Origin of the sequence: Rhizobium halophilum, from assembly GCF_021648825.1 — a bacterium.
Lineage (GTDB): Bacteria > Pseudomonadota > Alphaproteobacteria > Rhizobiales > Rhizobiaceae > Neorhizobium > Neorhizobium halophilum.
This window is the reverse complement of sequence record NZ_JAKJHS010000031.1, coordinates 1-10715: the sequence shown is the minus strand read 5'-3', so window position 1 is coordinate 10715 and position 10715 is coordinate 1. Positions and strand designations below refer to the sequence as shown.

At 56.3% G+C, this 10715-nt stretch carries 10 protein-coding genes; 2 read left to right on the top strand and 8 right to left on the bottom strand.

Features of this window, described 5'->3' with window-relative positions:
• Nucleotides 1–227, top strand: a 227-nt coding sequence (locus tag LXM96_RS21330) for a hypothetical protein (protein WP_240000569.1), incomplete at its 5' end; no start/stop codon positions are given.
• A 74-nt stretch (nucleotides 228–301) separates the two neighbouring features.
• Here the strand turns inward: LXM96_RS21330 and LXM96_RS21325 are convergent.
• On the bottom strand, nucleotides 302–1366 hold the full coding sequence (locus tag LXM96_RS21325; protein ID WP_240000568.1) for a ketopantoate reductase family protein: 1065 nt from the start codon (nucleotides 1364–1366) through the stop codon (nucleotides 302–304).
• Nucleotides 1367–2444: 1078 nt separating this feature from the next.
• Between LXM96_RS21325 and LXM96_RS21320 the strand changes: the two genes are divergently transcribed.
• A complete protein-coding gene (locus LXM96_RS21320) occupies nucleotides 2445–3275 on the top strand; it encodes an alpha/beta fold hydrolase (RefSeq protein ID WP_240000567.1) in 831 nt (276 codons plus the stop codon).
• Nucleotides 3276–3636: 361 nt separating this feature from the next.
• On the opposite strand, the gene LXM96_RS21315 is transcribed toward LXM96_RS21320, so the two are convergent.
• The 7 genes from LXM96_RS21315 to LXM96_RS21285 all read right to left on the bottom strand — a co-directional run bounded on the left by LXM96_RS21315 (nucleotide 3637) and on the right by LXM96_RS21285 (nucleotide 10556).
• Nucleotides 3637–4320 (bottom strand): hypothetical protein, encoded by a 684-nt coding sequence (locus tag LXM96_RS21315; RefSeq protein ID WP_240000566.1) that lies wholly within the window; start codon nucleotides 4318–4320, stop codon nucleotides 3637–3639.
• A 610-nt stretch (nucleotides 4321–4930) separates the two neighbouring features.
• Nucleotides 4931–5320 (bottom strand): response regulator, encoded by a 390-nt coding sequence (locus tag LXM96_RS21310; protein WP_240000565.1) that lies wholly within the window; start codon nucleotides 5318–5320, stop codon nucleotides 4931–4933.
• Nucleotides 5320–5955: a response regulator transcription factor gene (locus LXM96_RS21305; RefSeq protein ID WP_240000564.1), complete on the bottom strand. Its 636-nt coding sequence runs from the start codon at nucleotides 5953–5955 to the stop codon at nucleotides 5320–5322. The genes LXM96_RS21310 and LXM96_RS21305 overlap by 1 nt, the downstream gene beginning before the upstream one ends.
• Nucleotides 5952–7184 (bottom strand): sensor histidine kinase, encoded by a 1233-nt coding sequence (locus LXM96_RS21300; protein WP_240000563.1) that lies wholly within the window; start codon nucleotides 7182–7184, stop codon nucleotides 5952–5954. The genes LXM96_RS21305 and LXM96_RS21300 overlap by 4 nt, the downstream gene beginning before the upstream one ends.
• Before the next feature lie 544 nt (nucleotides 7185–7728).
• Nucleotides 7729–8616 carry a DMT family transporter gene (locus LXM96_RS21295; protein ID WP_240000562.1) on the bottom strand — a complete coding sequence of 296 codons (888 nt, stop codon included), beginning with the start codon at nucleotides 8614–8616 and terminating at the stop codon, nucleotides 7729–7731.
• Between the two features lie 211 nt (nucleotides 8617–8827).
• Nucleotides 8828–9148, bottom strand: coding sequence for a cupredoxin domain-containing protein (locus tag LXM96_RS21290; protein WP_240000561.1), 321 nt, complete (start codon nucleotides 9146–9148; stop codon nucleotides 8828–8830).
• 19 nt (nucleotides 9149–9167) lie between these two features.
• Nucleotides 9168–10556, bottom strand: a complete 1389-nt coding sequence (locus tag LXM96_RS21285; RefSeq protein WP_240000560.1) for an NAD-dependent succinate-semialdehyde dehydrogenase — start codon at nucleotides 10554–10556, stop codon at nucleotides 9168–9170.
• Nucleotides 10557–10715: the final 159 nt, after the last annotated feature.

The following is a 10715-nucleotide window of genomic DNA, read 5'->3' as shown; positions in this document are numbered from 1 at the left end:
CGGCGCATCCCATCCGCCATGAGCTCAAGCCCGGAAAATCCTCCAGCCGGGCGGTCCAAAGTCCGGGAGCACCTCACGGGCATGGCCGGCCTAATCGCCGCCGGATGAACGTTCAGTGGCAGGTCAGCGCGCCGAGTAATCCTGTGCTGCCGGAGCCCTTTATTGCCGGCAACACGCTACATAGTTTTGAAACCGGCCATCCAGCTGAAGCAGTGCAGCGTCACTAGCCTATGGAACCCTCGGCCACCACCGCTCTATGGACAGCCGACGCAGGCATTTGGTGTAATAGACGGCACCCCTTTCAAGCAGGAACATCTACAGCACGATAGGGGGTAACCTGATGTATTACCGCAGCACTGGTGGTGATCCTTTGTTGCTTGGCGTTCCTGTAATGGGCGATATTGCTAATGGCCTGAATCACCGGGGTGGAGATATGCTTTGCTTGGGCAAGCTCGATAACTGCGTCGCAGATAGTGGCCAATTCCAGCTGTTGCCCACGCTCTAGGTCCTGCAGCATGGAGGTTTTGACGTCTCCCATCTTTTTGCCCTGGTCCAGTATTGAACTTGGATCCACCTCAAGTGAAGCCCCATATGCTTTGATAACCGGCAGAAGCTCGTGGAGCATTTCGCTGCTGATGTCTGATAGAAACTCATCTGCGAAGTTTTCTCGCAACGTTGCTCCGGTTATTGCCGTCAGAGGATTGGAGATCACATTCCTCACGACCTTTGTCCAAACCGCGTCCCTTATACGGGACGCTACGCGGGTCGCGATACCGGCTTTCTCAAGAATTGAGATCACCTCCCCAAGTTTCGGCGTCACTCGGTCATCCAGTTCGCCAAGCGTCATTTGTAGAGGGTTGAAGGTCGTGGAAGATCCCCGATCTAATCTTTCAGCGGTTATGATGGTGGTGGTCCCAATGACCTGAGGAGAAGGTATGATCTTCTTCAACACGTTATCTGGATCGGCGGAGCGCAACTGAGCACCACTCCAGTTGCCGTTTTCTCCATCGAAGTACCACCAAGGCAGGCCATTCACCACGGGGACGGCAACCGTGCGTGGTGTGATGAGGTGCTGAATGGACAGTGCGAGTTCAGGCAAGTCGTGAGACTTCGAGCAAAGGAACAAGATATCAGCGTTGCTGAAATCGGCCGCGAGGCCAACGGTAGCTTTGAAGTGATGGCACCCATCTCGATCGATCAGTCGCAGACCATTCTTCTTGATGAACGATACCCCTTCATCCCGCGCGATGACGCCGACCTGATATCCGCCCATCATTAGTCGAGCGGCGAGGGTCAGTCCAATCGCTCCCGCGCCGGCCACACAAATGCTTGGCCCATCCTCATGTTTCTGCATCAACTTGACCATCTGGTTTTCCCTCATATCTAGAACGGTACGGTCACCCCGTGATGTGTCCGGCGGATTTCAAAAAGGGCCCGTTAGCGCTACAGTTGCCATGCGGCCTCCTGTCGCGACTGAGCGTCAACAGGCACAGACGTGGCAGGACGCGGACGCCATCGTTGATGCAACGCACGTTCTAGCCGCGACGAACTTGGGTGTTGAAAGGTAATGGTCTGCGTGCCGATCGTAGCGTGTGTTAAGCCACCCCTATGATCGATGCGATCAAAAACCGCTCCACGAGATCGCGCAGGCGGTGGACCCAGCAGCTGAAGCTGAAGGCGGTTTTAAGGACAATCTTCGAAATGAGTCTGTTATCCGCCTCAGGAGTTGAGCAAGGAAGGGCGGACCATCCCTGCACCGCTTCTGCCGACGGACATCTGCCGATGCCGATGCCGCGATGGCCTCGCAAAGATGAAGCCAGCATATAGGGACGCGGCTTAGACTAGGCTGTGAGCCGCTGATTCAGAAGCCGTAGATTCTTGCGCAAATGGTGGCATCACCTCTGGTATCGCTGACGGCCTATAGCTGAGGCGACCTGCCGTTCAGTCGGGCCTTCCGGGAAGTCGCCCCGATGCTCCTGCAGATCTTCTATGCCCTTTCGTAGAGCAGCTATACCATGAGCAGGATGAAGGTGCTGGGATGGTGCTTAACTAAGGGCAGGATTAAACCTTCGCCCGATCGAATAGCACGGATGTATAATTGAGAAACCCGCGGTCACCAGAGATTGTACACCTGACGGCACAATCGAAGGAGACGCCAGCCAGTATAGTCTCATCAAGTATCTGTCGGACGGAGCAAGTTGTCCATTCACGCAAAGTGATGCTCCAGGCAAAACTATTCGCACTTGGTGCTATTTTGCGACGCCTCCCTAGTCGCTTCTGATGCTTCCCAATGAGAGCCCGTCGCGCAGCTTATGACCGTGCAAAGAGGCACCTAAATGACCCTTCATCTCACCCGCCGAACTCTTCTCGCGACCGGGGCCGCGGCAGCTTCCCTTCTAGTCTTGCCCCGCAACCTCACCGCTCAACCTCATGGAGACAACATCATGGCAAGTTTCGAGACCCAAGACGGCACCAGCATTTTCTACAAGGACTGGGGCCGGCGTGACGCGCAACCTATCGTTTTCCATCACGGCTGGCCCCTGTCTGGCGATGACTGGGACAACCAGATGCTCTACTTCCTTGAGCAGGGATACCGCGTAATTGCGCATGATCGCCGTGGGCACGGGCGTTCGGATCAAACCGACACAGGCAATGACATGGACACCTATGCCAGCGACGTGGTGGAGTTGGCGCGGGCGCTAGATCTGAAGAACGCGATTCATATTGGCCACTCCACCGGGGGCGGCGAAGTGGCGCGATATGCAGCACGCGCCGAAGCCGGCCGCATCGCAAAGGCGGTACTTATCGGGGCCGTTCCCCCTGTGATGGTGAAGTCTGACGCTAATCCCGAAGGTATTCCTCAGGAAGTTTTCGACGGTTTCCGGAGCTCGCTCGTCGCCAACAGGGCACAGTTCTTCCTCGATATTCCGTCCGGGCCGTTTTATGGTTTCAACAGGGAAGGCGCAGTTGTTAGCCAGGGGCTCATTAACAACTGGTGGCGCCAGGGTATGGCAGGTGGCGCCAAAGCGCACTACGACTGCATCAAGGCTTTTTCGGAAACAGATTTCACCGATGACTTGCAAGCCCTGACTATCCCAGTCTTGTTGATGCACGGCGAGGACGACCAGATCGTGCCGATTGCGAATTCGGCACACAAGGCAATCAAGCTGCTGAAGAATGCCACCCTGAAGGTTTATCCTGGCCTGTCGCATGGTCTTTTCGCCACCCACCCGGATGTGATCAATCCAGATTTGCTCTCCTTCGTGAAAAGTTGACTGCTAGAGTATGAAGACACGGGGTGGCGCCGCCCCGTGATTTCAGCACACCGCACCGCAGCCTTTGGTGGGCCCGTTCATTGCGAACTCCATCGTTCTTGCAGATCCGGACCGATGAAACCTCATTTTTGGGCAGTCTCCAAGCCGCTGGCCTTTTCTGCCGCAAACCCGCAAGTGCGACAGCTTTGCGCACGGGTGGCGCGGCTTGCCCTGTACAGAGCAGGTTGAGCTCCCTCGAGGTTAGATTGTCCCTCTGGGGCATGGTTCGGGGAGTGAAGGGTGAGACAAACGTCTTTCGGGTAGCCGATCGGCGAAGACAGGTGCTTTGAAGGACGCGCGACACGTGCTGAAGCCAGATCGATCATCTGATTTTCCGCTCCAGCAGTTGTTTGATCGCGGTGAAACGAGCGCGCACCAACGGCGACTTTAACGGCTCGAGCGCTATCAACAGAGTGTCGTGCTTGTCTCTGACCTCGATGCGAAGATCCAGATCGTAATGTGTCGCCAGCTCATACCATGCCACGGTTTCGGCCACGTCCTCCCCTGCAGCCGTCGCAGCATAGAGCGATACAAAGGGCGTCATTCCTAGCGCTTCATACACAGCTGGCGCCTCGGCCAAGGGAAGTCGCCTGCCGCCGCGCCAAAGGATGCGTTGAAGCGGCTTGATATCATAAAGCGCCTCCAGGCTGGTGGCTCCATCCTTCCAGACCCCTTCATGCAAGGCGTGAAATCCTTGACTGCTCGAGCCAAGCACCAAATCCACGACATGCGTCGTCTCATGGAGCAGGATATAGGTAAAGACTGAGCTTCTTCCTGCGTGGATGTACACCTGGTTGCCGGATTCATCTGCACGAAAAATGTTCTTTTCTTTTCTGTTGAGGAACTCCGTCAGTCTTTCGCTCAACAGGCCGGAGCTGAAAGTAATATCGAACTGCGACTCTCCACCGTCTACCTCTACCCGGCTCGTGAGAGCGGATCCCAAACTTGACGGGGCATTGACAAAGCTGAGACGGCGTAGATGCTTTATCAGGACTGACTTGTGCAATGACGGTAGTCCGGCGAGCGCTCTCGCTAGAGCACGCTCCTCTTCGGATGACAGCCTGTGCTCCCTGACGCTCGTCGCACCAGCGTCTAGGAAGGCCTGTGTCGTGGCGTCACTGGGCGGACCGACGCGGGAGATAAGCGGGACGGATTTATCGACTGGCGGAACCGGCGTGCGTTTGACCATCTCGATTGAACGGTCAGGGCGGTTCTCTGCAGCGTGACTCGGCATAATCTGCAGCATGATGATGCAAATGGCTGCGAGTATCGTTTTAGTGCCATGTATCAGGACGGTGCTTTCGGGCGGTATGGTCTCTCCGATTTGTCAACTCGCTAGCGATCCAAGGGGACTTTCGTCTCAATGCCACTGTTGCCCGACTGATAGCCGTGATGGTAAAGCCAATCTATTGGTTTAACCCGGCGCGCCCGCACGTCCGTGCTTCACGATGGCGTTCTGGCACCACTGCCATGCGGACAGCAGAGCTTTTCTAGCACTGGCACCTTCCGTTGCCATAGAGGCCGGTCAGACCTTTTGTATTACAAATGAAACATCTCACGCCTGGCGCGACTCGACCTGCCAAACGGGTCAGCAGACAAGGAAACTTCGACCGCGGTCACCGTGATGCCGCAGCCTGGCGAACATGCTCAAGTAGGATGGCTGGATCAAAAGGCTTGCGCAGGAACGCAAAGCAGCCCCGATCGACTGCCCGCCTTTCGAGAAAGTGGTCCGTCAGGGCGGTGATGACTATTACGGGGACCTTCCCAATGGCTTCGGCGCCGAGGATCTGCAACCCATCAAAACCCGCAAGCTCGATGTCGGTGATTATAACATCGCAGTTGCTTGCCGCACCCGACCGAATGAAGCTCTCGCCACGTTCAAAGACAATCGCCTCACAGCCTGCGGAATTCAGCAGATCCCTCAAGGCCGCGCCCATTGCGGCATCATCCTCCACGACGCTGACAATTGTTCTGCGTTCCTCAAGATTGACGCTGGGACTTTGCATTAGAGACCGATCGCCTCCGCCAATCGAATAAGCTCAACAATCGAACTCGCGCCCAGCTTCTTCATTGCCGAGGCACGGTGGATTTTCACGGTAACCTCGCTGATGGAAAGTTCATGCGCGATCTGCTTGCTTAATCGCCCCTCAACAACAAGCTTTATAATGTCCCGCTCGCGTGCCGTGAGCCCTTTGAAGCGGTTCTGGGCATCGAGGTAACGGGCGTTCTGGACAAAACGCCGACGCCCCTCCTCCAGCGCATGCACAACCGCATCCAGCAGGTCCTGATCCCGGAATGGCTTTTCAATGAAGTCCGATGCCCCCCCTTTCATGCCACGTACGCTCATTGGCACATCGCCAAACCCCGAAACAAGGATGATAGGCAATGTCCATCCCTCACGCCTCAATTGCTCCTGAAATTCGAGGCCGTTTACTCCGGGCAAACGGACATCGAGGATAAGGCAGCCCGGCCGATGAGGCTGCGCGCTGATGAGAAAGTCGCGCGTACTGGCATAGCTTGCCACATCATATCCGACAGACGCGAAGAGATCTTCCAGGGCTGAGCGAAATCCTTGATCATCATCAATGATATGGATCACACCGACCTGTACTTCAGGAACAGATGAGGCCTCTTCCGTCATAGCGGCTGCCTGACAGGCAAAAGCAGGTGAAAGAGGGCTCCGCCTTCATCGTTTGGTTCCGCTTTGAGAAATCCACCATGTGCAATCGCGATTTTCCGTGAGATCGAAAGTCCCAATCCCATCCCGCTTGTTTTCGTCGTGAAGAGCGGCGAAAAAATGTGCTCTGCGTCCCGCGGGTCGAAGCCCGGTCCATTGTCACCGACGCGAAGCGACAGCATGCCCTCGCATAAACCGGTGGAAACAGAGAGTACCCGTCGTCGTGAACTCGAGCGCATCGCCTCGACGGCATTTCGGGCGAGATTCATAACGATCTGTTGAATCTGGACGCGATTGCCCGTAGCTGATGGCAGACCGAGGGCGAAATCAGTCACCAGCATCACGTTCTCCCGCGTCAGTTCACCCATGATCAGAGAGCTGACCTCTGCAACGGCAGCGCCGAAATCAAAGGGCGTCGGTTCGACAATAGTATCGTGGATGAGCGACTTTAGACCGTTTATGATGGCCGCTGCGCGATCCGCTTCCTCCATGACACGATCCAGGGAAGCAAGAGCTCTCTCTCCCGACAGCGGCTCCCGCTTCATCCACCGGCGACATGCCTCTGCGCTTGCAGCGATGGCCGCCAGAGGCTGATTGACTTCATGGATGATCGCGCCAGCCAGTTCCCCCATCGAGGCCAAGCGCAAAGCGCTTGATAGTTCCGCTTCCATGGCACGTTGAGCCTCTTCGGCCTTTCGCTGCTCGGTGACGTCGGTGAGGACCCCGAAGTAGGTCAAGTCCCCCGAATGTTCGAGATCCGGTTCACCATCACAACGGATGTATTTCATCTCGCCGGCACCAACGACGATGCGGTATTCAAAGCGAAGGTCTTCACGTTTCTCCAGCGAGTCAAAGAACTGCCGTGCGATACGATCACGATCATCCGCATGGAGTTTTGCAAGCCACTCCTCCACAGTGCAACTACGTGTACCCGGAGGAAAATGAAATATCTTGAAGATTTCCTCAGTTCCTCGGATCCCACCCGTCACCGTGTTGTATCGGAAATTACCGCATTTGCCCACCTGCTGGTGCTGGATCATCGAGGCTAGCGTTTCACGCAGTTCCTCCTCTGCAGCTCTTCGACCTTCAACAGCTTCAGCTAGCTCCGCAAGCAGCGTACAAAACGAAGGCGGCAAGTTGTTCTCGTCGAAGGTCCGGTCGGGCGTCGACGATGAAAGATGCTCATGTTCCATAATCCCTCCGACGTTGCCCAGTTGCACAAGCATTTTCAGATGCAGTATAAATGCGCTGCCCTATAGCATTCAATTGGCTGCCGTCATCTCGAGGTGGCGAAGCCCCCACACCTCTGCGTCATACTATTCAGCAGAGGGAGCAAAGCCCAGCCCATTCGGAGCCAACCATGGCTTCCAGTCTGCTATATACATCAAATCCGCCACATGAGAATAATGACGCAACTGCACAACAATACTGCATCATGAGGTAGACAAGACCAGAGCAAACCATCACGCCCTCAAAGACAGCGGCAGGGCATAGCCGGCGCGAGCGCAGTTTGGGCTCGCCTTGCGCCTGACGAGGGAGGAGCTAAACCAAAAGTGGCGCACCCCTTTTCACAGATTCGGCTTTCGTCGCATGGCAGTCAGCATACGCATACGTAAGAGCCACGACGGAGGCGAACGCTGATAGCATTTCCTGACCGAAGCCACCCTATAGCTCATAAGAAGGACTTGCTGCGGGAGGAGCAGGCAGCTTTGAGCGTGTGGCCTCTGGCAATGAGCGTCAGGTCTCAACATGGGCCGACTGTAGGGCAAGAAAGACACCACTTAATGTCAGCACTAGCGCGACGACCTGCTGTACCCCAAACGGCTCGCCGAGCAGCATCGCAGCGAGAACCATACCAAGAACTGGAACCGACAGTAGGCCTGCGGAAGCCGTTGAGGGTGCCAGGTAGCGGAGCGCACCAAACCATGTGACGTAACACAAGGCCATTGCGACGGTTGCCATGTAGATCATTATCCCGAACCCGGACGCGGAGAGGGCGCTGAATTGAGGATGCTCAAAGACTAAGCCCAAAAGCAACATCGGCAGGCATCCCAAACCTACCTGCCACGCCGTCCTCGCCACAAAGGGCATAGCAACCGGCTTGCGATTTAGCACTGTTCCGAGCGCAAACAGCAGCGCCGCGCCCAGCGACAGCGCACAGCCCATCAACTGCTCCAGTCTGAAGACGGTGCTCTGGCCACCGAACAGCAAAACCACACCGGCCAGTCCAAGCGTCAAGGACAGCACGTTTCGACGTGTTGGCTTGGTACCGTTGATGGGCCATGCCAAAAGCATTGCCCACATCGGCATCGTGTAAATGAGCAAAAGGTTCTGGCCAACCGGTAGCCAAAGCAAGGCGAGCGTCGAGAAACCCATCCACGCAAAAACGTTAGTGAGCGCTTCTCCCAATATGCGGCCGACCAGCCGGCGAGGCAGAGCGAGCGATTCTCCGAGAAACAGAGCGAACATCGCCAGTGTGGTTGCCCCCATTAGACCCGCCAGCCCCCGCGAAAAGAGCGGCGGCCAGTCAAGAAGCAGGAATTTCATCAACGTGAAATTGAGGGCCCAACCAGTGGCAGTTATAGCAAGATAGGCAAAACCTACACTTTGTCTCGGCACAAACATCGCTGCATTGCTCCCTAACCACGAAAAGTGCCGGCGTCTCTGGACCACAAGCGTCACCACCTCCCTGCGTATGGCTGAATATAGATTTCGAGTGTCCAGCCAACGCAGGCTGTCTGTCCAGTTGACGTTCAGTTTCGCAACCTACGGTCCCATAGGTTTTTATTCGCCTCGTCCGCGCAGGGCGCGGATTCGGTGGCGTCTCGACTGTCCGTCAGCAACAAACGGCGCAGGGCGGATTCCGGTTCAAGAGTCCCGCCGAGGGACGCGGCGAGCTGCGTTGTGCGGTCATGTTGCGATAGCAGGAGCCGTCGGGAAGAAGGCCGGGGATCCTTTCCGCATTAGGCGACTTATCGGTGGGCAAGAAGGTGATAATGTCACTAGGTGCAATTTCCAGCACCAATGGCTCAAACACCATGAAGCCGTTCGCCCCTTTGTTCGGCATATGCAGTTGGAAGTCAGCAGCATTGACGGGGGCGGCGTAGGTGCCAAGGAGAATTGCGCCTGCAACGAAAGCGATTTTCCTTCTGGTCATCGGGTATACTCCTTCAGATCTAGTCACGGTTTTCTCCGCCTGCCGCCACTACCACGAGCTTCTGATTAACAAATTCCTTGATTCCGATTTCGGCCATCTCGCGACCGTAGCCGGACCGTTTCACCCCGCCAAACGGCAGCTCGGGTGCGCTACTAGTCATCCCGTTGATCCAGACCATGCCGGTCTCGATTCGCGATGCAATTGCCTTAGCGCGCGAGATGTCGGTCGAAAATACTGAGCCACCCAGGCCATAGGGTGAGTCATTTGCAAGCTCGACGAGCGCGTCATCGTTCGGCACGATGTAAACTTGTGCGACTGGGCCAAAGAACTCCTGGAAGTATGCCGGATTGTCGCGCGTGATATTGGTCAGGATGGTGGGTTCAAAGTAGGCTCCGCCCCCTTGGATGGGGTTGCCGCCACGGCGGATTGTGGCACCCGCCGCGACCGCCTCGCGCACTTGCGCAGCTAAGCTATCACGGGCAGCAACAGACGAAAGGGGGCCCAGGTCGGCGTTCTCATCCATCGGATCACCGACTCGTATCGAGCTGAACTTCTGCGCCAATTTGTCTATGAACACATCCGCAATCTTCTCGTGCACCAGAAAGCGTTTCGCTGCGATACACACCTGGCCTGCCACCAACAGACGGGATGCCGCGCCGACTTCAACCGCGCGTTCGAGATCGGCGTCGTCCAGGACAGCGAAGACGTCTGACCCTCCAAGTTCCAGCACCGATTTCTTGAGATTTCGAGCGGCCTCAGCCGCAACTATGCTGCCCGCACGCTCTGAGCCGGTCAGCGTCACCCCTTGGACGCGATCATCTTTCAGCAGGGTAGCGACCTGTTCGCTGTTGGCAAACACTGTCCTCCAGGCGCCTGTTGGAGCGCCGGCCTCGATGATCAGTTTTTCGATCAGCTTTGCACATTGCGGTACTATACTTGCAGGTTTAACAAGCACGGGATTGCCTGCCGCTATCGCGGGAGCGGCGACGCGCATTAGCTGGTAAAAGGGGAAATTCCACGGCTCAATCGCGACGACGACGCCGATGGGATGAAACTCAATCCAGGCGTCCCCTTGATCGGTTTCCAACTTCGTCGGGGCAAGCATCTCTGTAGCGTTGTGGGCGAAATGGCGCGCAATCTTTGCAATCTCAGTGACCTCCCATCGCGCCTCAGAGATACGCTTGCCCATTTCTTGAACGGCGACTCTCGCTAACTCTTCCGACCTGGCGTCGATTAGATCCGCTAGTCGTGAAAGAACATCCAGTCGCGTCCCGATCGGCCCCTGCGACCAAGCTGATCTGTAAACCGCATGTGACTCAGTCAGCGCGTCAAGAATTTCCGCATCAGAGTGGTCACCAAATTCGGCGACGGTCTCACCAGTCGCAGGATTAGTACTCTTATATGCCATAGAAACTTCTCCTTCATTCGGAGAGCCAATCCAGACAGATCGGCCCCTTGTTGGTCACGCAGCCTTGTCGGAATCCGGGGAGGCCAGGAAGGGATAGTCTGTGTATCCTTCGGCTCCACCGCCGTAGAACGTCGCGCGAATGTGCTTGTTTAGCGGGGC

Bases quoted from the DNA above. Each gene is read 5' to 3' on its own strand.
- LXM96_RS21305 (WP_240000564.1), bottom strand. From the start codon at position 5,955: ATGACGGAAGAGGCCTCATCTGTTCCTGAAGTACAGGTCGGTGTGATC.
- LXM96_RS21325 (WP_240000568.1), bottom strand. From the start codon at position 1,366: ATGGTCAAGTTGATGCAGAAACATGAGGATGGGCCAAGCATTTGTGTG.
- LXM96_RS21285 (WP_240000560.1), bottom strand. From the start codon at position 10,556: ATGGCATATAAGAGTACTAATCCTGCGACTGGTGAGACCGTCGCCGAA.
- LXM96_RS21295 (WP_240000562.1), bottom strand. From the start codon at position 8,616: ATGTTTGTGCCGAGACAAAGTGTAGGTTTTGCCTATCTTGCTATAACT.
- LXM96_RS21310 (WP_240000565.1), bottom strand. From the start codon at position 5,320: ATGCAAAGTCCCAGCGTCAATCTTGAGGAACGCAGAACAATTGTCAGC.
- LXM96_RS21320 (WP_240000567.1), top strand. From the start codon at position 2,445: ATGGCAAGTTTCGAGACCCAAGACGGCACCAGCATTTTCTACAAGGAC.
- LXM96_RS21300 (WP_240000563.1), bottom strand. From the start codon at position 7,184: ATGGAACATGAGCATCTTTCATCGTCGACGCCCGACCGGACCTTCGAC.
- LXM96_RS21290 (WP_240000561.1), bottom strand. From the start codon at position 9,148: ATGACCAGAAGGAAAATCGCTTTCGTTGCAGGCGCAATTCTCCTTGGC.